Genomic DNA, 21360 nt, shown 5'->3' with positions numbered 1-21360 from the left:
CGGGGGGGGCGGGGTCTTCGTCTCCGGCGCGGGCGTGGGTGCGGGCGCGGGGACCGGCTTCGGCTCCGGCGCAGGCTTCGGCTCCGTCTTCGGCGCGGGCGGCGGCGGGGCGGGCGCCTTCGGCTTCGGCGCGGCCTTCTTCGGGGACGCCTTCGCCGGTGCAGGGGAGGGGGTTGCCTCCTCGGCCGGCGCGGGGGCCGGCGCCGCCTCCTTTGCCGGCGCGGTCGCCTTCTCGGGCTCCGGCTCCGGCGCGGGCTCCTCCTCCTTCGCCGGCTCCGCCGCCTTCTTCTCCGGCGCCGGGGCGGGCTTCGGCTCGGCGGGGGCCTCCGCGGCGGCCGCCGCGCCCGCCGGCGCGGCCGTGGGTTCGGCGGGTGCCTCCTCGTCCTGGCTCCGGGCCAGGCCGGGCAGGGCCAGCAGCGTCAGGGCGAGGGCGGCGAGGGGAAGGCGCATCACCCGCGAAAGGTCCCCCGTTGCGTGCGGCAGGTCAAGCAGCCGTCAGCCCACCCGGTGCAGCTTGACCAGGTTGGTCGACTGGCGCTGGTTGGGCGGCACGCCGGCCACCAGGATGATGGCGTCCCCCGACTGGCAGAGCCCGCGGGAGAGCAGGTCGGTCTCCACCGCGCCGAACATCGCGTCGGTGGAGTCGAAGCGGCGGCAGTGCATGGGCACCACGCCCCAGGTCAGGGCCATCCGCTGGAGGGTCCGCGCCACCGGGGAGAAGGCGAGGATCCGGGCCTCGGGGCGGTACTCGGAGATCAGCTCGGCGCTCCGCCCCGACTCGGTGAAGGCCACGATGGTGCCGATGCCCAGATCGCTGGCCGCCTGCACGGCGGCCCGGGCGGCGGCGTTCTGGAAGGTGGGGAGGCTGGTCATGAAGGACCGGGCGTGCCCCTGGCGGAAGCGCTCGGAGGCCTCCACCTCCCGGACGATCTTGCTCATCGTGCGCACCGCCTCGATGGGGTGCTCGCCGCTGGCCGTCTCGCCGGAGAGCATCACGGCGTCGGTGCCGTCGTAGACCGAGTTGGCCACGTCCGAGACCTCGGCGCGGGTGGGGCGGCTCGAGCGGGTCATCGACTCCAGCATCTGGGTGGCGGTGATCACCAGCTTGCCGCAGGCGTTGATCTTCTCGATGGCCAGCTTCTGGATGATCGGCACCCGCTCCAGGGGCAGCTCGACCCCCAGGTCGCCCCGGGCCACCATCAGGCCGTCGGCGGCGGCGATGACCTCGTCGAGGCAGTCGACGGCCTGGGGACGCTCCAGCTTGGCGATCAGCGGCGTGCCGCCCTCGGCCGGATCCCCCAGGTAGGGGCGCACCGCCTCGAGGTCCTCGGGGCCCCGCACGAAGGAGAGGGCCACGAAGTCGACGCCCAGCTCGAGGCCCAGCTCGAGGTCGGCCTTGTCCTTGTCGGTGAGGGAGGGCAGGGAGACCGCCGAGCCCGGCAGGTTCACGCCCTTGCGGTCCTTGAGCAGGCCGCCGTCCACGACCCGGGCGACGACCCGGTCGCCCTCGATGGCCTCGACCTCGAGGCCCAGCAGGCCGTCGTCGAGGCGAATGGGGTCACCCACCCGCAGGTCCCCGGCGAGCCCGGGGTAGTCCACCGGCACCTCGTCCCCGGTGGCCTCCACGGCGCCGCTCACCAGCGTGATCCGCGCCCCCTCCTCCAGCGCCCGGCTCCCGCCCGCCAGGCGGCCGACCCGGATCTTCGGGCCCTGCAGGTCCTGGAGGATCGCCACCGGCCGCCCGGCCTTCGCCGCGGCCTCCCGCACCCGATCGTAGGTGCGGCGGTGGCTCTCGTGATCACCGTGGGAGAAGTTCAGCCGGGCGCAGTCCATCCCGTTCTCGATGAGGGCGAGGATGGCCTCGGGCGTGTCGCTCGCCGGGCCGAGGGTGCAGATGATCTTGGTCTTGCGCATGGGGCCCTCTACCGCGAAGGGCCGCGCCAGAGGAATGGTGCGAGGCGTCAGAAAGGTTCGCTTGACCCGCCCAGGGCGGGTCGTTAGGGTCCCGCCGGTCGTCAGCGGTCGGGGGACCCTCCACCGACGATCCCAACCCTTTTTCTAGGAGACGGAAGATGGAGAACCAGACTCAGGACCAGGCCAACGGCTCGATGCCCGCCTCGGCCCCCGCCGCCGACATGGCCACCGAGAAGCGCGACCAGGACGCCGCGATGATCTTCCTGTCCTACTTCGGGATCTTCGCCCTGATCCCCTACCTGACCGTGAAGGACAGCGACTTCATCCGCTGGCACTCCAAGCAGGGCCTGACCCTCTGCGGCACCTCCATCGCGCTGATGATCGCCAGCACGATCCTGGGCTTCATCCCGATCCTCGGCATGATCATCGGCCTCCTCGCCATCTTCGCCCAGCTCGGCCTCTTCGTCCTCGACATCGTGGCGATGGTGAAGGCCTTCGGCGGCGAGCGCTGGAAGATCCCGGTCGTCTCGAGCTTCGCCGAGAAGTGGTAGGCGCCTGAAGGGGCCCCGCGCCCTCTTCCGCGTCCCTTCGACCCTTCCAGGCCTCGCCCTGGAGGGGTCGAGTGCGTCTTGACCCCCCCCGGGGGGCGGGCTAGGTACTCCGCACCCACCTCCTAGCTCGTTGCCATGCACTCTCTCCTCGATGCTCTCGGCCGTGCCTTTAGGGGACTCCTTCGAGCCCTCGGTGGAGCGCTGCCATCCGCGGGTGGGGGACCTACGGTCCAACTCGGCGAGACAGAGGGGGCCACTCGCCTGACCTCCGCAGTAACCGGCGTCGGCACGATGCGCGCCGCTCCCGTACACGCCTGAACGAACCATAACGGGCCAACCGAACTCCGGGACGAGCCCACCAGAAGGAGACACTCCCATGGCACGCACGAAGATCGCGATGATCGGCGCCGGCATGATCGGCGGCAACCTGGCTCACTGGGCGGGCATGAAGCAGCTCGGCGACGTCGTCCTCTTCGACATCGCCGAGGGCACCGCCAAGGGCAAGGCCCTCGACCTCTTCGAGGGCAGCCCCGTCGACGGCTGGGACGCTCGCATCACCGGCACCAGCGACTGGAAGGACTGCGCGGGCGCCGACGTCTGCATCGTCACCGCCGGTGTGCCCCGCAAGCCGGGCATGAGCCGGGACGACCTGCTCGACACCAACGTGAAGATCATCAAGGACGTCGCGACCAACATCAAGGAGCACTGCCCGAACGCCTTCGTGATCGTCATCTCGAACCCCCTCGACTCCATGGTCTACGCCATGAAGGAGATCACGGGCTTCCCGAAGGAGCGCGTCGTCGGCATGGCCGGCGTCCTCGACACCGCCCGCTACCGCTCCTTCGTCGCGATGGAGCTCGACGTCTCCGTGAAGGACGTCCAGGCCATCGTGCTCGGCGGCCACGGCGACACCATGGTGCCCCTGCGCTCCTACTGCTCGGTGGGCGGCATCCCCGTCAACGAGCTGATCTCGGCCGAGCGCCTCGACGCCATCGAGTCCCGGGTCCGCAAGGCCGGCGGTGAGATCGTGGGCCTGCTCGGGAACGGCTCGGCCTTCTACAGCCCGGCCGCCTCCGCCATCGCCATGGCCGAGGCCTACATCCTCGACCAGGGCCGGATCCTGCCCAGCGCCTGCCTCTGCGAGGGCGAGTACGGCATCGACGGCTACTACATCGGCGTGCCGGCCAAGATCTCGGCCAAGGGCGTCGAGAAGGTGATCGAGGTGAAGCTCACCGACGACCAGAAGGCCGAGCTGGCGAACAGCCTCGAGGCCGTGAAGAAGGTCGTCGAGGAGACCAAGACCCGCCTCGGCTAGACCGATAGCAGACACCAGAAGTTCACGACGGCGGCCCTCGTGAGTGCGAGGGCCGCCGTCTTCAACAGAGGAAGCCAATGAAGGTTCACGAGTATCAAGCCAAGGAGATCTTGCGGCGCTACGGGGTCACCACCCTGGAGGGCCGGGTGGCGCGCACTCCCGAGGAGGCCAAGATGGCCGCCCAGGAGATCGGCACCGACGTGGTGGTGGTCAAGGCCCAGATCCACGCGGGCGGCCGCGGGAAGGGCGGCGGCGTGAAGCTGGCCAAGGGGCCGGCGGAGGCCGAGGAGCGGGCCCGGGAGATCCTGGGAATGCAGCTCGTGACCCACCAGACGGGCCCCGAGGGCAAGCGGGTGGAGAAGGTGCTGGTCGAGGCGGGCTGCGACATCGCCCGGGAGCTCTACGTCGGGCTCACCCTCGACCGTGAGCGGGGCCAGGTGGTGCTCATGGCCTCCACCGAGGGCGGCGTCGAGATCGAGAAGGTCGCGGCCGAGACCCCCGAGAAGATCCTGAAGGCCGCCGTGGACCCGGTCCTGGGGCTGCGCGACTTCCAGGGCCGCTCCCTGGCCTACGGGCTCGAGCTCGAGGGCAACGCGGCGAAGCAGTTCGTGAAGTTCGCCAAGGCCCTCTACCAGGCCTACGTCGACAGCGACGCCTCCCTGGCCGAGATCAACCCGCTGGTCGTGACCAAGGCCGGCGAGGTCGTGGCCCTCGACGCCAAGATGTCCTTCGACGACAACGCGATGTACCGCCACCAGGACATCGAGGAGTACCGGGACCTCAGCGAGGAGGACCCGAAGGAGACCGAGGCCAAGAAGTTCGACCTCTCCTACATCGCCCTCGACGGGAACATCGGCTGCATGGTCAACGGCGCGGGCCTGGCCATGGCCACCATGGACATCATCAAGCTCCACGGCGGCGAGCCGGCGAACTTCCTGGATGTCGGCGGCGGCGCGACCACCGAGAAGGTCACCGAGGCCTTCAAGATCATCCTCGAGGACGACGCCGTGAAGGGCGTGCTCGTGAACATCTTCGGCGGCATCATGAAGTGCGATGTCATCGCCGAGGGCGTCGTCGCGGCGGCGAAGGAGCTGGGCCTCGAGGTCCCGCTCGTCGTCCGGCTCGAGGGCACCAACGTGGAGAAGGGCCGGGAGATCCTCGAGAACTCCGGCCTGAAGATCATCCCCGCCCAGTCCATGGGCGATGCGGCAGCTGCGGTCGTCTCCGCGGTGAAGGAGGGCTGAAGCGATGGCCATTCTCGTCAACAAGGACACCAAGCTCATCGTTCAGGGCATCACCGGCGGCGCCGGCGCCTTCCACACCGGCCAGATGATGGAGTACGGCACCAACGTGGTGGCCGGCGTCGTCCCGGGGAAGGGCGGCACCAAGTTCGAGGGCAAGGTCCCGATCTTCGACACCGTCGAGCAGGCGGCGAAGGAGACCGGCGCCAACGCCTCCGTCATCTTCGTGCCGCCGCCCTTCGCGGCCGACGCGATCCTCGAGGCCGCCTACGCCGAGCTGCCCCTGGCGGTTTGCATCACCGAGGGCATCCCGATCCAGGACATGGTCCCGGTGCGGGCCTTCCTCGAGAAGCAGAGCAAGACCCGCCTGCTCGGCCCCAACTGCCCGGGCATCATCACCCCGGGGCAGTGCAAGATCGGCATCATGCCGGGCCACGTGCACACCCCCGGCAAGATCGGCGTGATCTCCCGCTCGGGCACCCTGACCTACGAAGCCGTGGGTCAGCTCGGCGCCATCGGGATGGGCCAGACGACCGCCATCGGCATGGGCGGTGACCCCATCCACGGCCTCGGCTTCGTCGAGGTCCTCGAGCTCTTCAACGAGGACCCCGAGACCGAGGGCGTGATCATGATCGGCGAGATCGGCGGCAACGACGAGGAGAAGGCCGCCGCCTGGATCCGCGAGAACATGAAGAAGCCGGTCGCCGGCTTCATCGCGGGCCGGACGGCCCCTCCGGGCAAGCGGATGGGCCACGCCGGCGCGATCATCGCGGGCGGCAAGGGCACCGCGGCCGAGAAGATCGCGGCCCTCAAGGAGGCCGGGGTGGCCGTGGCCGAGTCCCCCTCCGAGCTCGGCACCACCATGAAGGCGGCCCTCGAGGCGGCCTAGCCGATCGAGGGGATCCGATCCCTTTTCACGGGCGGCGCTCCATGTGCTATGGGGCGTCGCCCTTTTCCTTTTTCGACCCGATTTCACCAAGGAGTCACCCATGGCCACCGAGCGCACCCTCGCCATCATCAAGCCCGACGGCGTCGAGAAGAAGGTCGTCGGCAAGATCATCGACCGCATCCTCGAGGAGGGGCTCACCCCCGTCGCGATGCGCATGCAGCACCTCTCCAAGCGGGAGGCCGAGGGCTTCTACGCCGTCCACAAGGAGCGCCCCTTCTTCGCCGACCTGGTCACCTTCATGACCCGGGGTCCGGTGGTGCTGATGATCCTCGAGGGCGAGGACGCCATCGCCCGCTGGCGCGGCATCATGGGCGCGACCAACCCCGAGAACGCCGACGAGGGCACCCTCCGGAAGCTCTACGCCAGCAACATCGAGGAGAACACGGTCCACGGCTCCGACGCCGTCGAGACCGCCGCCTTCGAGACCGGCTGGTTCTTCCGCGGCCTGGAAGTCCACCAGGGCTAGCGGGCCTCCCCCGGCGCCCCGTGGCCTGCACGATTGCGGGCCCGGGGAGCCGACTGCTACGATCTTCGAGTCTTGGAACCCCCTCCGGAACCCTGGTCCTTCCTCGACCTGGCGGTGCTCATCCTCTTGCTGGTGGGCTCGTTCTTCTTCGCGGGGACGGAGACCGCCCTCTCGAGCCTCGGTGAGGCGCGGGCGCGGGCGCTGCGGGATCGCCTCGGCGACAGCGCGCGGGCGCTCGATCTCTGGATCGAGCAGCCCCGGCGGGTGCTGACGGCGCTGCTCCTGGGCAACAACCTGGTGAACATCGGGGCCACGGCCCTGACCACCGAGATCGCCCTGGGCCTCTTCGGCTCGGCGGCCCTGGCCATCGTCACCGGCGTGATGACCTTCGTGGTGCTCGTCTTCGGCGAGATCACCCCGAAGACCCTGGCCCGGGAGCAGGCCGAGCGCTGGGCGGTGCCCTGCATCCGGATGCTGCGCCCCTTCTACTACGGGCTCTTCCCGGCGATCTGGCTCCTCGACACCATCTCGCTCGCGGTCTCGCGCAGCGCGCACGGCAGCGAGAAGCCCCCGCCGGTCACCGGCGAGGAGATCGACTTCCTGATCGGGCTGGGCTCCGAGACCGGCGCCATCAAGGGCGTGAAGCGAGAGCTGCTCTCCAGCGTGCTGGAGTTCACCGACCTCCTGGCCAAGGAGATCATGGTGCCCCGCACCCAGATGATCGCCCTGGACGTGGAGGAGAGCCGCGCGAACATCCTCGAGGTGGTGCAGCGCTCCGAGAAGAGCCGGATCCCCGTCTACCAGGGCAACGTCGACTCGGTGGTGGGGGTCCTCTTCGCCAAGGAGCTCCTCGGCGCCCTGCGGGAGGACGAGCAATTCGACCTGCGTTCGCTGCTCAAGCCCCCCTTCTTCGTGCCGGAGGTGATGAAGGTCTCCCGGCTCATGAAGGAGATGCAGAAGCGCCACACCCACATGGCCATCGTGGTCGACGAGTTCGGCGGCACCAGCGGCGTGGTGACCCTCGAGGACGTGGTCGAGGAGATCGTCGGGGAGATCCACGACGAGACCGACGAGCTGGGGGTCGGCATCCGGCGCCTGGCCGACGGCCACCTGCTGGTGGAGGCCAGCACCCACCTGCGGGACCTCGAGGAGCGCCTCGAGGTGGAGTTCCCCGAGGAGGGGGACTACGAGTCCGTCGGCGGCTTCATCACGGCCACCGCCGGGCGGGTGCCCGACGTCGGCACGATGGTGCGCTTCCGGGGCTACGCCTTCGTGGTCCGCTCCGCCGACGAGCGGCGGGTCGGGCGGGTGGAGGTCTTCCGGGTGGGGGAGTGGGTCGACGCCTCGCCCCAGGCCCGCCTGGTGCGGCCGGAGGGCGTGACCGGCAGCTACGCCGCCGCGGTGGCGCGCAAGGACGGCAGGGAGAGCTCCCGATGAGCGAACAGACCGGAACCCTGGACCTGCGGGGCCTCGGACGCCAGGCCCTGACCGACTTCCTGGTCGAGCGCCTGGGGATGCCCCGCTACCGCGGAGACCAGCTCTTCCAGTGGCTCCACTTCCGGCGCCAGCCCGAATTCGGCGCCATGACCAACCTGCCGGCCGACCTGCGGGAGCGCCTCGAGGAGCTGGACCCGCCGCGGCCCCTCACCCTCGACCGGACCCACTGCTCCAGCGACGGGACGATGAAGTTCGCCTTCCGCACCCACGACGGGCACCTCATCGAGTCGGTCTACATCCCCGAGTGGGATCGGGAGGAGCGCGCGGCGGGGGCCGCCGGCGAGGTGCCGCCCACCCGCAAGACCCTCTGCGTCTCCTCCCAGGTGGGCTGCGCCATGGGCTGCGCCTTCTGCATGACGGCCACCCTCGGGCTGGTGCGGCAGCTCTCCGCCAGCGAGATCGTGGCCCAGGTCCACGCCGTGAACGACCTGCTGGTGGAGGAGGGCCTGAAGGGACCCCGACCCCTGACCAACCTGGTCTTCATGGGGATGGGGGAGCCCCTCCACAACTACGAGGCCCTCAAGTCGGCGCTGGACGTCCTCCTGGACCCGATGGGCCCCGACTTCTCCCACCGGCACGTGACGGTCAGCACGGCGGGCCTGGTGCCGCAGCTGGAGCGGCTGGGGCGGGAGACCGAGGTGAAGGTGGCCCTCTCCCTCACCGGCACCACCGACGAGGTCCGCGATCACCTGATGCCGCTGAACCGCCGCTGGCCCCTGGCCGAGGTGATCCGAACCTGCCGGAACCTGCCCACGCGGCGGGGGAGGCGGGTCACGATCGAGTACGTGCTGCTGGCCGGCGTCACCGACGAGCTCGAGGACGCCGATCGCCTGGCCGATCTCCTCGCCGATCTGCCGGCGAAGGTGAACCTGATCGCCTTCAACGAGGTGGAGCCCGGCGTCGGGGACGACGGGCACTCGGGGCCCTTCATGTTCCGGCGCCCCGGCGACGACCGGATCGAGGCCTTCCGGGCCCGTCTGGAGCGCAGGGGCCTCACGGCGGTGATCCGCCGCTCCCGCGGCCGGGACATCGACGCGGCCTGCGGACAGCTCGCCGCGCGTGGCTAGCAGGGTACCGGCATTGCGCAAGGCGCCCGCGGTGCGGTAGGAAGCGCCCCCTATGTCTGGACCCACCCTCGGAATCCTCGGAGGCAGCGGCCTCTACGATCTCCCCGACCTGAAGGACGTCGAGCGCATCGAGCTCTCGACCCCCTTCGGTGAGCCCTCCGACGCCTACGTCCGGGGCCGGCTCGGGGAGACCACCCTGGTCTTCCTCCCCCGCCACGGGGTGGGGCATCGCCTGATGCCCTCGGAGATCAACAACCGGGCGAACATCTGGGGCCTGAAGAAGCTGGGGGTCGAGCAGATCCTCTCGGTCTCGGCCGTGGGCTCGATGAAGGAGGAGATCCACCCCGGTGACGTCGTCATCGTGGATCAGCTCTTCGACTGGACCCGGCAGCGGGTGCCCACCTTCTTCGGCGACGGGATCGTGGCGCACGTGGCCTTCGGCGACCCCATCTGCAACCGCCTGGGCGGCCTCATCACCGCGGCGGCGAAGGCCACCCAGCCCGAGGAGGGCGGGGCGGTGCACGAGGGCGGCACCTACATCTGCATGGAGGGGCCGGCCTTCTCCACCCGCGCCGAGTCCAACATCTACCGCAGCTGGGGCGTCTCGGTGATCGGGATGACCAACCTCCCCGAGGCGAAGCTCGCCCGGGAGGCGGAGCTCTGCTACGCGACCCTCGCCCTGGCCACCGACTACGACTGCTGGCACGACGGTCACGACGATGTCAGCGTCGCCTCGGTGCTCGAGACCCTGCGGCAGAACGTGCAGCGGGCCCAGGCCGTCATCCGGGGGGTCGCCGAGCGCCTCTCCACCGAGCGGCCCTGCGCCTGCCCGAACGCCCTCCAGCACGCCATCATGACCTCGCCGGATCACATCCCGGCCGAGGCGCGCGAGCGGCTGGCCCTCCTGGTCGATCGCCACCTCTCCTGACCCCTCCAGCCACCGGAGCAGCAACATGTCCCTACTCGTCGTGGGCTCGATGGCCATCGACAACCTCAAGTCTCCGGCCGGTCACCGCCCGGAGGTGATCGGCGGCGCGGCCACCTTCAGCTCGACCACCGCCGCCTTCTTCCACCCGGTGCGGGTCGTCTCGGTGATCGGCGCCGACTTCCCCGAGGAGCCCCTCGCGGAGCTGGGCAAGCGCGGGATCGACTGCAGCGGCGTCGAGCGCACCGAGGGTGAGTCCTTCCGCTGGACCGGCGAGTACGGCGAGGACTTCGGCGACGCGAAGACGATCGACACCAAGCTGGGCGTCCTGGCGACCTTCGATCCGGTCCTGCCCGAGAGCTTCCGGGACAGCCGCTTCGTCTTCCTCGCCAACAACGATCCCGACATCCAGGGGAAGATCATCGACCAGCTCGAGGACCCCGAGCTCATCGCCCTGGACACCATGAACTTCTGGATCGAGGGCAAGCGCGAGGCGCTCCTGAAGACGATCGCCCGGGTGGACCTGCTCCTGGTCAACGACACCGAGGCGCGGATGCTCTCGGGCGAGAAGAACATCGTGAAGGCGGCGGCGGCCATCCAGAAGCTGGGCCCCCAGATCGTCATCATCAAGCGGGGCGAGTTCGGCGCCATGCTCTTCGTCGGCGACGCCAAGCCCTTCTTCGTCCCGGCCATGCCGCTGACCGACGTCGTGGATCCCACCGGCGCCGGCGACAGCTTCGCCGGCGGCCTGACCGGCTACCTGGCCGGGAAGGGGAAGGTCGACGCCGAGACCCTGCGTCAGGCCATGGTCGCGGGCAGCGCACTGGCCTCCTTCGCGGTGCAGGGCTTCGGCCTCGACCGGCTCTGGGAGGCCTCCCGGGAGGAGCTCCAGGAGCGGCTCGAGGGCTTCGTCGAGCTCACCCGCTTCGAGCCCCTCCCTCACTAGACGGACCGGGACCGGGATGCGGAGCGTCGAGACGCAGACGGCCGGGGGGGCCAGGGTGAGGGATTCCTGGTGGAATCGCTCCCGGTTTCGTAGAATGGGTGAACCCCCCCATCCACATGCACGACACCACTGCCCAACGCGCCCACCCGAGAGCCGAGATCGGGGAGCGCTGCTGGATCGAGACCAGCAAGATCACGCTCTTCGCCCGGATGGAGAACATCTCCCTCGGGGGAGTGTTCATCCGCACGGCCACGCCGATCCCCGATGGGACGGTGCTGAGCATCCGCTGGACCCTCGAGGAGGGCGGCGTCGATCTCGAGGCGAAGGCCACGGTGGTCTGGAGTCGCGCGATCGGGCACCAGGGGGGGCTCCCGGCGGGGATGGGGCTCTCCTTCCACCCGCTCGCGCCGGCGCTCTGGAAGTCGATCGACGCCTACGTGACCCGGAGGCTGGCCAGCTGATCTTCGCGGCGGCCGCCGGAGTCGTTGCATGTCTCCCGGCCTTGGCCCACACTCGGAGCGGGGGGTAGGGCCCCGGAGGCGGGCTTTCGAGCAGCTATGCGGATCGGCATCTTCTCCGACGTACACGGCAACCTGGACGCCCTCGAGGCGGTCCTCGAGGCGTATTCGGGCCTCGAGATCGACCGCTACATCTGCCTGGGCGACGTGGTGGGCTACGGGGCGCAGCCGGACGAGTGCTGCAGCCGGGTGCGGGAGGTCGCGGAGGTCTGCGTCCTGGGCAACCACGACGCCGCGGTGGCCGGGAGGATGGACTACTCCTACTACTACGACGCCGCCCGCCACGCCCTCGACTGGTGCCGCAACCACCTCTCCGAGGACAACCTCAACTGGCTGACCTCCTTGCCCTACCAGATCCGGGACGAGGAGCTGGGCCTCTGCTACACCCACGGCAGCCCGATCTCTCCCGAGGAGTACGCCTACGTCTTCGCCCTGGAGCAGGCCCGGGAGCTCTTGCCCCTGCGTGGTCAGCTCTCGGACGTGAACTTCATCGGCCACTCCCACCTCTGCAAGTCCTTCGCCCTGGGGACGGATGACGCCCACGACGTGGTGGCCCAGCGCTTCGGCGTGCGCAAGGGCTACAACTACATCATCACGGTGGGCTCGGTGGGGCAGCCCCGGGACTACGACAACCGGGCCTGCTGCGGCGTCTTCGACACCAACGCCCGGACCTTCGAGTACGTCCGGGTCGAGTACGACATCGAGGCCGCCGCCCGGAAGATCTTCGACGCCGAGCTCGCCCTGAACTTCGGCAAGCGACTCTTCCTGGGGATCTAGCTAGACGACCACCGAGAGGTGGCCGGCGACGGAGAAGCGCTGCAGGCAGCCGTGTCCGTCGACCAGGCTGAAGGAGCGCCCCGGCCCCCGTCGCAGGATCACGGGCCCCTCGGCCGGGCCCAGCTCCAGGGCACCCAGGCGGCGCGATCCCGATCGATGGACGACCGCCAGGTGCTCGGCGGTGGCGATCACGATCTCCCCGAAGCGCAGGAGCCCGACCGGGCCCTCGCCGAGCTCGAGGGGCAGGCTCGCGCCGGGGCTGCCCGAGGCGTGCGCGTGGCCCCGGCCGTCCACCGCCAGCCACCCCCCTCGCCAGGCCTCGAGCGTCAGGGGCCCGGGGGCCCGCAGCAGCAGGCGGGCCTCGGCGCCGTCCAGCCGGAGCGACCAGAGGGACGAGGTCTCCTCCCCGTCCCGGCCCCAGAGCAGGAGGCGCCCGCCCCGGGGGAGCGCGCCCTCGAGGGAGCGCAGGGGGGGCAGGGGGAGGCCGGGCGCGGCCGGCCCGCTCGGCCCCTCGGGTCGCAGGAGGAGCGCTCCGGGGCCGCCCTCTCGCCGCCCGAGGACCAGCAGGCCGCCCCCCGGGAGGGGCAGCGGGGAACGATCCGGGCGCAGGGGCAGGCGGCCCCGCACCTCACCGTGCCCGTGGGGATCGAAGAGCTCGACGGCCCCCGACTCGTCGAGGAGGAGCAGGGCCGCGCCGAGGGGCCGCAGCCAGCGGCGGGCGGCGGGATCGGTGGCCGAGAGGCTGCGCCAGAGGGTCTCCCCGCTCCCGGCGTCGAGGCAGTGGAGGTGGCGGCCGGCCTCGAGGAGGAGGAGCCGCCGGGCCCCGGCGAGGGCCGGCTCCGCCGCGAGGGGGCCGACCTCCCTCCGCCAGCGCAGCGCGCCGCCGGCGCCCCGCCGCTCGAGGGCCTCCCCGCTCCGGATCAGGAGGTCGGGGTGGCCCGGCACCGGCAGGGCCCCGCGGCCCTCGGGGAGTGAGCGGCAGAGGTCGCCGGCGCGAGCGTCGATCAGGGCCAGGCCTCCCTCTCCGGCGAGGACCAGGCATCGGTGGTGCGTCAGCAGCGCCCGCGTGCCCTCGAGCGGGTGCTCCCGCACCCACTGGCGGCGCAGGCCCACGTGGCGCAGGTCACCCGGGCCGAAGGAGGGCGCCTGGCCGGGGCGGGCCGGGGGCTCCGGGGGCGCGGCGGGGAGCGGCAGGCCGCCCGCCACCTCCTCGAGGCCGAGGCGGTAGAGGAGGGCGCGGCGTGCCTCGTCCGCCTCGGCGAGGCGCGCCGGAGGCCGCTCCCCCGCGGCCCGGGACGCCTTCATGCAGGACTCGAGGTAGTCCCCGTAAACCTCGAGGAAGAAGGCGATGATCCGCCCCGGGCCGATCGGGAGCGTCGCCCCGGCCAGGAGGGAGGCCCTGCCCTGCGGGGCGGGGTGGAGGGTGGCCTCCCCGAGGGGGAGGGCGGGGAAGCTCTCGTCGTCGAGGGTGGACAGGGCCGCGTTCAGCTCCTCGAGCAGCCCCTCGAGAAAGGGCAGGAGCGGTCCCCGGTGCCGCCAGTCCCCCAGGGAGAGCTCCCCGAGCACGACCGAGGGCAGGGCACCTCCCGGCGGCGTGACGGGATCGACCTCCAGGGCGAGCTCGGCGCCGCCCGGCAGGGAGCGCCGCCAGCGGCCGGCGCCCGGGAGCTCCATCGCCGGGGGCCGGGCGCGGGGGGCGCGGCGGGGGGCAGGCGGGCGGCAGAGGTGATCGGCCCGGGTGACGAGGCGCCGCCGGAGGCGATCGAGGGCGGGCTCGCCGCCGCCCAGCCGGCCGGCGACCGAGCGGGCGAGCCCGGCGATCTGGCCGAGCAGATCCGCCAGGGGGACCGGGTGGTGGTGAAGGAGGAGGCGAGGCGGCATCCCCGGGATCAGCAGGGAGAGCCAGGCCTCGTCGTCGCCGCGCTGGATCGCCAGCTCCACGGGCTCGGGGCCGAAGTGGGCGGTCGCCGCCTCGGCGCCGCCGGCCAGGATCTCCCCCAGGCGCAGCAGCTCCTCCAGGAGCCGCTCGAGGCGCTCCTCCCCGTGTCCGGCCAGGAGCTCGACTCCGTCGACCTCCAGGTGGAGGACCTCGGTCTCTTCCGCGAGGAGGACCGAGGGGAGGCCGGCGAGGGCCCCCAGATCGCGATCGAGGTCCGGGTGGAGGCTGAATCCGAGGCGCAACATGGGAGCCCCGAGGGTACCCGAGTGTCTCGAAGCTCCACAAAGGGTCGAGCCTGGTCTAGATTCCCCCGCCCATGACTTACTACGAAGCCGCTCTGGAAGTTCTACGTGCCGCCGGAGAGCCGATGCACTTCGAGGCCATCACTGCCGCGGCCCTCGAAAAGGACCTGCTCTCCCACACCGGGCGCCTGCCCGAATCCGTCATGCGATCGCGCCTGGCCGCCATGGCCTCGCGCGAGCCGCCGGGAGAGCTGGTGGCCACCGAGGCCGGCATCTTCGGGCTGGCCTCCTGGGGGCTCACCCACGTCCCCGAGGCCGTCGAGGAGATCCTCTCCCCCGATCGAGGGGAGGGGCCGCCCCTGCGCGGACCCGAGCGCAACCCCATGCCCCTGAAGGAGGCGCGGCTGGCCTCCGAGGCCGAGCGCACCGGACGCTGGGACACCATCGAGAAGCAGGCCCGCGCGCGCTCGCGCCGCCGGCGCCGCCGCGCACGGGAGGGCGAGACGCAGATCGAGGCGCTGGTCGCCCTGGTGCGCGAGGTCGGCGGAGGCCCGATCGATCTGCTCTACATCGCGGACGCGATCCCCCGGCAGGAGAACCTGCCCGAGGGCTTCCCGACCGACATCGATGGGCTGCGCACCCTGGCCGCTGCCGACACCGAGCGGGCCCTCGCGGCCGGCCTCGCCGGCACCTTCGAGCTCGAGGGCGATCGCATCACCCTGCGGCCGCCCCTCAACGACGCCGGTCCGCCGGAAGATCCGCGCCCCCGGCGCAACGAGGAGCAGAGCCGGCAGGCCGTCCGGCAGCTGGTGCCCTTCCTGCGCAAGCTCCACGGCGACGAGCTCGAGGGCGTGGTGCGGGCCCTCGGGATGCGGATGGGGCTCGAGGGCTTCAGGACCGCCTCCCGGGCCGCCGACGGCTCGCCCCTCTTCACCGCCAAGGTGGCCTTCGGCGCCGCGCGGATCCGGATCGCCATCCGGGTGGACCACGGCAGCGGCGACCTGCGGGTCGACGACATCGAGCAGCTGCGGGCGGAGCAGGCCGGCAACGGCGCCAGCATCGGGGTCCTGGTGAGCCGCGGCAAGGCGAGCTCCGCCGCGCGGGCGCAGGCCGAGGACGCCTCCCGCCCGACGGTGTTGATCCTGGACGGCACCGCCCTCGCCGAGCTCTGCCTGAAGCTCGGCGTCGGTGTCCGCTACGCCTACGAGGAGCGGGTCACGGTCGACGAGACCGCCCTGCGCCTCTTCCGGGGAGACGAGGAATGAAGCGCGCGCCCGCCACGCTGGCCCTGCTCGGGATCACCCTGATGCTGGCCGGAGCCTGCGCGCACGCGCCGGCCGCCGAGGAGCAGGTGGGCGCGCCGGCCCGTGCGAGCGTCGAGCCCTTCTTTCCCCTCGCCGTCGGGAACACCTGGCACTACGAGGGGACCCTCCTGGGCCAGAAGGTGAGCCGCAGCGTCTCGGTGGTCAGCGAGGACGCCGGCTGGTTCGTGGACAGCGAGAGCGAGCGCTATCAGTTCGACGGCGACGGCCTGCGCAGCCCGGCCCGCTACCTCCTCAAGGGTCCCCTGGTGAAGGGCACCCGCTGGAACTCGGTGGTGAGCGTGAGCAGCACGGAGCGCTACCAGATCGAGAACGTCGGGGTGCGGCAGACCACGCCGGCCGGCAACTTCGAGGGCTGCGTGGTGGTGCTGGCGGAGAACCGGCAGGACGCCTCGACCCTGCTCTTCAAGCGTGACGTCTACTGCCCGGAGGTCGGGCTGGTGCGCTTCGAGACCTGGGCCGAGGTGCAGGGGAGGGGCAGAGTGCCCGCCGCCTCCCTGCAGCTGGTGCGCTACGAGCTGCCGGCCACCGCCACGCCATGAGCGAGATCTCCATCGGACTGCTCGGGCTCGGCAACGTCGGCTCGGGCGTCCTCCACATCCTGCGCTCCCACGGCGCCGAGATCGAGGCGCGCCTGGGAGCGCGGCCGGTCATCCGGAAGGTGCTGGTGCGAGACGCGCAGCGGCCCCGGGAGCTCGAGCTCGAGGGGCTGGAGCTCACCACCGACCTCGCCGCCGTCCTCGACGATCCCCGGATCCAGATCGTCGTCGAGGTGATGGGCGGCACCGACACGGCCCGGGAGGCCGTCCTCGGCGCCCTCTCCCGGGGCAAGCACGTGGTGACCGCCAACAAGACCCTGCTGGCTCACCACGGTGACGAGATCTTCGCGCTGGCCCGGGAGAAGGCCCTCGACGTCTTCTACGAGGCGGCGGTCGGCGGCGGCCTGCCGGTGATCCGCACCCTGCGGGAGGGGCTGGCCTCCGATCGCCTCGAGGGGATCACCGCCATCCTCAACGGCACGACCAACTACATCCTCGATCGGATGTGGAACGAGGACTGCGCGCTCGAGGAGGCCATCGCGGGGGCGCAGGCCGCCGGCTACGCCGAGGCCGACCCCAGCTCCGACGTCGAGGGGCGGGACGCGGCCGAGAAGCTGGCGCTCCTGGCCGCCATCGGCTTCGGGGTGCGGGTCCATCCGGGCGACATCCCCACCGTCGGCATCACCGGCATCGCCCGGGCCGACGTGCAGGAGGCCCGCGAGCGCCGGCAGATGGTGAAGCTGCTGGCCACCGCCACCCGGGGCGAGGACGGTCGGCTGGCCCTGGCGGTGCGCCCGACCCTGGTGCCGGTGCGCTCCCCCCTCGCCGCGGTGCGGGGGGCGGACAACGCGGTGATGCTGCAGGCCCAGGCCCTCGGGAGCAGCCTGCTGGTCGGCGCCGGCGCGGGCAGCCTGCCCACCGGCTCGGCGGTGGTGTCGGATCTCGTCGAGTGCGCCCGCAACCTCCGGCTGGGGACCGCCGGCCGCGTGCCGGCCCGCTCGGTGCGGGACACCGAGATGCAGGAGGCCCGCCTCCTGCCGCCCGGGGAGCACCGCGCCGCGGCCTACCTCCACTTCGAGGTCGAGGATCGCCCCGGGGTCCTCGGGAGCCTCGCCACGGCCCTGGGCGACGCCGGGGTCTCCCTCTCGGCGGTCGAGCAGTCGCGCCACTCCCCGGGCGACCCCCGCCCGGTGCCGGTGGTCGTGATCACCCACCCCTGCCTCGAGGGGGACCTGGCCCGCGCGATCTCGGCCATCGCCGCGCTGCCCTTCCTGGCGGCGCCGCCCCGGCGGCTCTGGATCCTCCCGGAGGACGAGGGATGAGCGCCCCCTCCCGGGTGTCGCATCCGATCCGCGTGATCTACGGCGACACCGATCAGATGGGCGTCGTCTACTACGCGAACTACTTCCGCTTCTTCGAGGTGGGCCGCAACGAGCTCTGCCGCGCCCGGGAGATCCCCTACCGCGAGGTGGAGGCCGAGGGCTTCATCCTCCCGGTGGTCGAGGCGCAGGCGCGCTACCAGGAGCCCGCCCGCTACGACGATCTGCTCCGCCTCGACACCTGGGTCTCCAGCGTGGGCCGGGTGCAGCTGCGCTTCGACTACGAGCTCTACCGCAGCGCCGACGACACGCTCCTGGTCTCGGGCCACACGGTGCACGCCTGCCTGGGGGAGGGGGGGCGCCTGCGGCGCCTGCCCGACCGGCTGCGCGCGGCCCTCCTGACGGCCCGGGGAGAGTGAACTAGAGAGGGAAGCCATGGAGAGGAATCTCGCACTGGAAGTCGTCCGGGTGACCGAGGCTGCCGCCCTGGCCTCCGCCCGCCTCATGGGCCGCGGCGACGCCGACGCCTGCGACTCCGCCGCCATCGGCGCGGTGCGCAAGGCCTTCGCCTCGGTCGAGATCGCCGGAGAGGTGGTCATCGGAGAGAGCCGGGGCCTCGTGGACGGCGCCCTCTCCGTCGGCGCCACGCTGGGCGAGGGCGTGGAGAACGGCGCGCCGCGGATGGACGTGGTGATCGACGCCCTCGAGGGCCGGCGCCTCTGCGCGACCGGCCTGCCGAACGCCATCTCGGTGGTGGCGCTGGCCCCGGCGGGGCAGTTCCTCCGGGCACCGGCCACCTACATGGAGAAGATCGCGGTCGGCCCCCGGGCGCGCGGCGCGATCGATCTCTCCCTCCCCCCGATCGACAACCTGCGGCGGATCGCCGACGCGAAGGGGGTCTACATCGACGACCTCACGGTCTGCATCCTCGACCGCCCGCGGCACGAGGAGCTGGTCGAGCAGATCCGGCGGGCCGGCGCCCGGATGCGCCTCATCCAGGACGGCGACGTGGCCGGGGCGGTGGCCACCTGCACCCCCCACTCGGGGATCGACGTGCTCATGGGGATCGGGGGCGCCCAGGAGGGGATCGCCGCCGCCGCCGCCGTCCGCTGCGCCGGGGGAGATCTGCAGGGGCGCCTGTTGCCTCACGACGAGGTGACCCGGGCGGAGACCGACGCCCTCGGGGGCCTCGATCGGATCTACCGCGTCGAGGAGCTGGCCGGCGACAACGTGGTCTTCGCCGCCACCGGCGTGACCACCGGCGACCTCCTCCGGGGCGTGCGCTTCCGGGCCCGGGGGGCCTCCACCCACTCGGTGGTCATGCGCCTGGCCTCCGGGACCGTCCGCTTCATCGAGACCGAGCACACCTTCGACCGCGAGCCCTTCTACGGGTAGCGGGCGAGGGGAGGAGAGCGTCATGGCATGGGCAGAGCGCAGCATCGAGATCGACGCCGGCCTCGAGAGGGTCTGGCAGGTCATCACCGACTTCGAGGCCTACCCCGAGTTCCTGGCCGACATGCAGGAGGCCCGGATCGACTCCCGCGAGGGTGAGACCGGCGTCCGGGCCAGCTTCGAGCTGCAGATCCTCAAGCGGATCCGCTACACCCTCGACTTCTCTCTCGCGCCACCCGAGCGGATGGACTGGACCCTCGTGAAGGGCGACTTCATGAAGCGCAACGAGGGGGGCTGGCGGCTCCAGGCCCTCGGCGAGGGCCGCACCCGGGCGACCTACCGGATCGCCCTGGCCCTCGGAGCGATCGTGCCCGAGTCGATCACCAACCGGCTGGCCGCCGAGCAGCTACCCTCGACCCTCGAGGCCTTCAAGCGGCGGATCGAGCGCGCCGCCACCTAGGAAGGGCGATCACTTCGGGCCACCCCGAGGGTGAGAGAGTTGCTCTCTGCCCGGAAGAGGCTAGGTTGTGGTTGTGACCCGGAGTGACGAAATTCGGACGCGCTGTGCAGGAAATGCCACGTTTTTGGGCCCTCGGGGGCCCAGGTGGGGTCTGACGCGCCGCGCCGTGATCATCGGCTCTTTCATCGCTATCTGTGCCGAATTCGGGGATCTTTTTTCTGCAGCGAGCGTAGATCGAGTTAGAGACCGGGAGTTGGCTGCGGATCTTGCATAGGGAATAGGTGGGAAGTGGTGTCCTCCCGGGGAGCGCCCAGGGGGTCGCAGCTTTCCCCACCTGCACGAAGCGAAGAAGCCATGCTCGACACCTTCATCATCGAGGAGATTCGGCGACGGGAAGAGGCCCGACGTCGGGAGGCCGAGCGGCCGCAACCGCGGCTGCCGATCCCCGGCGACGAGGCTCCGGCCCGGCCCGAGTCGTCCGACCCGGAAGAGGGCGAGCGGGATCGGGGCGTGGTCATCATCGACTACTCCGCCTAGACGACCGGTGCTTCACCCGCACCCTCGCGCATAGTCCGGGCGAGCCGCGCACCGACGGGAGGTGACGCGGGGTGGGTCTCGACGCCTCGACAGGGGGGCGAGGTAGGGCGTAGGTTGCGCGCCATCTCGTACCCGCTCGAAGGCGAAGAGGAGGCCCGTCGTGACCGAGATCGTCGACATCCGTGCTCGTGAGATCCTGGATTCCCGTGGAAACCCCACCGTCGAGGTGGAGGTGCTCACCGCCGGCGGCGCCCTCGGCCGGGCGGCCGTCCCCTCCGGAGCCTCGACCGGCGTCCACGAGGCCCTCGAGCTCCGCGACAAGGACCCGAAGCGCTACCTCGGCAAGGGCGTCCTGCAGGCCGTCGCCAACGTGAACGACGTCATCGCCCCCGAGCTCCTCGGGCACCCCTGCGACGAGCAGCTCTCCCTCGACCGGCGCCTCCTCGAGCTGGACGGCACGCCGAACAAGGAGAAGCTGGGGGCGAACGCCCTCCTGGGCGTCTCCATGGCCGCGGCCCGGGCCGGCGCCAACCTCACGGGCGAGCCCCTCTATCGCTACCTCGGCGGCGCCACCGCGCGGACCCTGCCGGTGCCGATGATGAACGTGCTCAACGGCGGGGCCCACGCCGACAACAGCGTGGACTTCCAGGAGTTCATGATCATGCCCTGGGGCGCCGAGAGCTTCCGGGAGGGCCTGCGCTGGGGCGCCGAGGTCTTCCACACCCTCAAGAAGGTCCTCGCCGAGCGGAAGCTCGCGACCTCGGTGGGTGACGAGGGTGGCTTCGCGCCGAACCTCGGCTCGAACGAGGAGGCCCTCAAGCTGCTGGTCGAGGCCATCGAGAAGGCGGGGTACCAGCCGGGCGAGCAGATCGCGCTGGCGCTGGACGTCGCCGCCTCCGAGTTCCACCAGGACGGCAAGTACGTGCTGGCGGGGGAGGGGCGCACCTTCGAGCCCTCCGAGCTGGTCGCCTTCTACCAGGAGCTCTGCGAGCGCTATCCCATCGTCTCCATCGAGGACGGGATGGACGAGGACGACTGGACGGGCTGGGCCGAGCTGACGAAGGCCGTGGGCGGCTCGGTGCAGCTGGTGGGCGACGACCTCTTCGTCACCCAGACCGCGCGCCTGAAGCGTGGCATGGAGGAGGGCATCTGCAACGCCATCCTCATCAAGCTCAACCAGGTGGGGACGGTCAGCGAGACCATCGAGACGGTGGAGCTCGGCGCCCGCAACGGCTACCGCTCGGTTGTCTCTCACCGCTCGGGCGAGACCTCCGACACCTTCATCGCCGACCTGGCGGTGGGTCTGCAGACCGGCCAGATCAAGACCGGCAGCGCCAGCCGCTCGGACCGCATCGCCAAGTACAACCAGCTGCTGCGCATCGAGGAGGCCCTCGGGGCCGAGGCGCGGTACCTGGGGAAGGCGGCGCTGGGACGCTGACTGTCG

Annotated in this window: 22 protein-coding genes; 19 read left to right on the top strand and 3 right to left on the bottom strand. The window is 71.4% G+C overall.

Annotated elements, in window-relative coordinates; all coding sequences use genetic code 11:
- Together P1V51_10915 and pyk are read right to left on the bottom strand one after the other, a co-directional pair.
- Positions 1 to 453 (bottom strand): hypothetical protein (locus P1V51_10915; protein ID MDF1563547.1); only part of this gene is annotated, 453 nt, incomplete at its 3' end.
- A gap of 42 nt (positions 454 to 495) precedes the next feature.
- Positions 496 to 1914, bottom strand: coding sequence for a pyruvate kinase (gene pyk, locus P1V51_10910; GenBank protein MDF1563546.1), 1419 nt, complete (start codon positions 1912 to 1914; stop codon positions 496 to 498).
- Positions 1915 to 2072: 158 nt separating this feature from the next.
- On the opposite strand from pyk, the gene P1V51_10905 reads away from it, so the two are divergent.
- The 11 genes from P1V51_10905 to P1V51_10855 all read left to right on the top strand — a co-directional run bounded on the left by P1V51_10905 (position 2073) and on the right by P1V51_10855 (position 12166).
- Complete coding sequence (locus tag P1V51_10905) at positions 2073 to 2465, top strand: DUF4870 domain-containing protein (protein ID MDF1563545.1); 393 nt, start codon at positions 2073 to 2075, stop codon at positions 2463 to 2465.
- 376 nt (positions 2466 to 2841) lie between these two features.
- Positions 2842 to 3780, top strand: coding sequence for a malate dehydrogenase (gene mdh / locus P1V51_10900; GenBank protein ID MDF1563544.1), 939 nt, complete (start codon positions 2842 to 2844; stop codon positions 3778 to 3780).
- Positions 3781 to 3857: 77 nt separating this feature from the next.
- The gene (gene sucC, locus P1V51_10895) at positions 3858 to 5024 is read left to right on the top strand and encodes an ADP-forming succinate--CoA ligase subunit beta (protein MDF1563543.1); all 1167 of its coding nucleotides are present in this window, start codon (positions 3858 to 3860) and stop codon (positions 5022 to 5024) included.
- Positions 5025 to 5028: 4 nt separating this feature from the next.
- The gene (gene sucD / locus P1V51_10890) at positions 5029 to 5910 is read left to right on the top strand and encodes a succinate--CoA ligase subunit alpha (protein MDF1563542.1); all 882 of its coding nucleotides are present in this window, start codon (positions 5029 to 5031) and stop codon (positions 5908 to 5910) included.
- A gap of 100 nt (positions 5911 to 6010) precedes the next feature.
- Positions 6011 to 6436 carry a nucleoside-diphosphate kinase gene (ndk, locus tag P1V51_10885; GenBank protein ID MDF1563541.1) on the top strand — a complete coding sequence of 142 codons (426 nt, stop codon included), beginning with the start codon at positions 6011 to 6013 and terminating at the stop codon, positions 6434 to 6436.
- A gap of 72 nt (positions 6437 to 6508) precedes the next feature.
- Complete coding sequence (locus tag P1V51_10880) at positions 6509 to 7873, top strand: hemolysin family protein (GenBank protein ID MDF1563540.1); 1365 nt, start codon at positions 6509 to 6511, stop codon at positions 7871 to 7873.
- Positions 7870 to 9000, top strand: coding sequence for a 23S rRNA (adenine(2503)-C(2))-methyltransferase RlmN (rlmN, locus tag P1V51_10875; GenBank protein ID MDF1563539.1), 1131 nt, complete (start codon positions 7870 to 7872; stop codon positions 8998 to 9000). Before P1V51_10880 ends, rlmN begins: the two co-directional genes overlap by 4 nt.
- Positions 9001 to 9052: 52 nt before the next feature.
- Positions 9053 to 9928, top strand: coding sequence for an S-methyl-5'-thioadenosine phosphorylase (gene mtnP / locus P1V51_10870; protein ID MDF1563538.1), 876 nt, complete (start codon positions 9053 to 9055; stop codon positions 9926 to 9928).
- A 25-nt stretch (positions 9929 to 9953) separates the two neighbouring features.
- Positions 9954 to 10871: a PfkB family carbohydrate kinase gene (locus P1V51_10865; GenBank protein ID MDF1563537.1), complete on the top strand. Its 918-nt coding sequence runs from the start codon at positions 9954 to 9956 to the stop codon at positions 10869 to 10871.
- A 98-nt stretch (positions 10872 to 10969) separates the two neighbouring features.
- Positions 10970 to 11332 carry a PilZ domain-containing protein gene (locus P1V51_10860; protein ID MDF1563536.1) on the top strand — a complete coding sequence of 121 codons (363 nt, stop codon included), beginning with the start codon at positions 10970 to 10972 and terminating at the stop codon, positions 11330 to 11332.
- Between the two features lie 96 nt (positions 11333 to 11428).
- Positions 11429 to 12166: a metallophosphoesterase family protein gene (locus P1V51_10855; GenBank protein MDF1563535.1), complete on the top strand. Its 738-nt coding sequence runs from the start codon at positions 11429 to 11431 to the stop codon at positions 12164 to 12166.
- On the opposite strand, the gene P1V51_10850 is transcribed toward P1V51_10855, so the two are convergent.
- On the bottom strand, positions 12167 to 14350 hold the full coding sequence (locus P1V51_10850) for a hypothetical protein (GenBank protein MDF1563534.1): 2184 nt from the start codon (positions 14348 to 14350) through the stop codon (positions 12167 to 12169). It lies immediately after the preceding gene.
- 71 nt (positions 14351 to 14421) lie between these two features.
- On the opposite strand from P1V51_10850, the gene P1V51_10845 reads away from it, so the two are divergent.
- The 8 genes from P1V51_10845 to eno all read left to right on the top strand — a co-directional run bounded on the left by P1V51_10845 (position 14422) and on the right by eno (position 21354).
- The gene (locus P1V51_10845; protein MDF1563533.1) at positions 14422 to 15612 is read left to right on the top strand and encodes an HTH domain-containing protein; all 1191 of its coding nucleotides are present in this window, start codon (positions 14422 to 14424) and stop codon (positions 15610 to 15612) included.
- Positions 15609 to 16211, top strand: a complete 603-nt coding sequence (locus P1V51_10840) for a hypothetical protein (protein MDF1563532.1) — start codon at positions 15609 to 15611, stop codon at positions 16209 to 16211. Before P1V51_10845 ends, P1V51_10840 begins: the two co-directional genes overlap by 4 nt.
- Positions 16208 to 17530 carry a homoserine dehydrogenase gene (locus P1V51_10835; GenBank protein ID MDF1563531.1) on the top strand — a complete coding sequence of 441 codons (1323 nt, stop codon included), beginning with the start codon at positions 16208 to 16210 and terminating at the stop codon, positions 17528 to 17530. Before P1V51_10840 ends, P1V51_10835 begins: the two co-directional genes overlap by 4 nt.
- On the top strand, positions 17527 to 17946 hold the full coding sequence (locus P1V51_10830) for a thioesterase family protein (protein ID MDF1563530.1): 420 nt from the start codon (positions 17527 to 17529) through the stop codon (positions 17944 to 17946). Before P1V51_10835 ends, P1V51_10830 begins: the two co-directional genes overlap by 4 nt.
- A gap of 16 nt (positions 17947 to 17962) precedes the next feature.
- Positions 17963 to 18922 (top strand): class II fructose-bisphosphatase, encoded by a 960-nt coding sequence (gene glpX, locus P1V51_10825; protein MDF1563529.1) that lies wholly within the window; start codon positions 17963 to 17965, stop codon positions 18920 to 18922.
- A 22-nt stretch (positions 18923 to 18944) separates the two neighbouring features.
- Positions 18945 to 19379: an SRPBCC family protein gene (locus P1V51_10820; GenBank protein MDF1563528.1), complete on the top strand. Its 435-nt coding sequence runs from the start codon at positions 18945 to 18947 to the stop codon at positions 19377 to 19379.
- Positions 19380 to 19733: 354 nt separating this feature from the next.
- Complete coding sequence (locus P1V51_10815; GenBank protein ID MDF1563527.1) at positions 19734 to 19916, top strand: hypothetical protein; 183 nt, start codon at positions 19734 to 19736, stop codon at positions 19914 to 19916.
- 160 nt (positions 19917 to 20076) lie between these two features.
- Positions 20077 to 21354: a phosphopyruvate hydratase gene (gene eno, locus P1V51_10810; GenBank protein MDF1563526.1), complete on the top strand. Its 1278-nt coding sequence runs from the start codon at positions 20077 to 20079 to the stop codon at positions 21352 to 21354.
- Positions 21355 to 21360: the final 6 nt, after the last annotated feature.

The organism is Deltaproteobacteria bacterium, from assembly GCA_029210625.1.
Classification (GTDB): Bacteria; Myxococcota; Myxococcia; order SLRQ01; family SLRQ01; genus JARGFU01.
This window is presented reverse-complemented; position numbering and strand designations above follow the sequence as displayed.

Bases quoted from the DNA above. Each gene is read 5' to 3' on its own strand.
- rlmN (MDF1563539.1), top strand. From the start codon at position 7,870: ATGAGCGAACAGACCGGAACCCTGGACCTGCGGGGCCTCGGACGCCAG.
- P1V51_10855 (MDF1563535.1), top strand. From the start codon at position 11,429: ATGCGGATCGGCATCTTCTCCGACGTACACGGCAACCTGGACGCCCTC.
- sucD (MDF1563542.1), top strand. From the start codon at position 5,029: ATGGCCATTCTCGTCAACAAGGACACCAAGCTCATCGTTCAGGGCATC.
- P1V51_10840 (MDF1563532.1), top strand. From the start codon at position 15,609: ATGAAGCGCGCGCCCGCCACGCTGGCCCTGCTCGGGATCACCCTGATG.
- P1V51_10815 (MDF1563527.1), top strand. From the start codon at position 19,734: ATGCTCGACACCTTCATCATCGAGGAGATTCGGCGACGGGAAGAGGCC.
- P1V51_10835 (MDF1563531.1), top strand. From the start codon at position 16,208: ATGAGCGAGATCTCCATCGGACTGCTCGGGCTCGGCAACGTCGGCTCG.
- ndk (MDF1563541.1), top strand. From the start codon at position 6,011: ATGGCCACCGAGCGCACCCTCGCCATCATCAAGCCCGACGGCGTCGAG.
- P1V51_10905 (MDF1563545.1), top strand. From the start codon at position 2,073: ATGGAGAACCAGACTCAGGACCAGGCCAACGGCTCGATGCCCGCCTCG.
- P1V51_10865 (MDF1563537.1), top strand. From the start codon at position 9,954: ATGTCCCTACTCGTCGTGGGCTCGATGGCCATCGACAACCTCAAGTCT.
- P1V51_10845 (MDF1563533.1), top strand. From the start codon at position 14,422: ATGACTTACTACGAAGCCGCTCTGGAAGTTCTACGTGCCGCCGGAGAG.
- mtnP (MDF1563538.1), top strand. From the start codon at position 9,053: ATGTCTGGACCCACCCTCGGAATCCTCGGAGGCAGCGGCCTCTACGAT.
- P1V51_10820 (MDF1563528.1), top strand. From the start codon at position 18,945: ATGGCATGGGCAGAGCGCAGCATCGAGATCGACGCCGGCCTCGAGAGG.
- glpX (MDF1563529.1), top strand. From the start codon at position 17,963: ATGGAGAGGAATCTCGCACTGGAAGTCGTCCGGGTGACCGAGGCTGCC.
- P1V51_10830 (MDF1563530.1), top strand. From the start codon at position 17,527: ATGAGCGCCCCCTCCCGGGTGTCGCATCCGATCCGCGTGATCTACGGC.
- mdh (MDF1563544.1), top strand. From the start codon at position 2,842: ATGGCACGCACGAAGATCGCGATGATCGGCGCCGGCATGATCGGCGGC.
- sucC (MDF1563543.1), top strand. From the start codon at position 3,858: ATGAAGGTTCACGAGTATCAAGCCAAGGAGATCTTGCGGCGCTACGGG.
- pyk (MDF1563546.1), bottom strand. From the start codon at position 1,914: ATGCGCAAGACCAAGATCATCTGCACCCTCGGCCCGGCGAGCGACACG.
- P1V51_10850 (MDF1563534.1), bottom strand. From the start codon at position 14,350: ATGTTGCGCCTCGGATTCAGCCTCCACCCGGACCTCGATCGCGATCTG.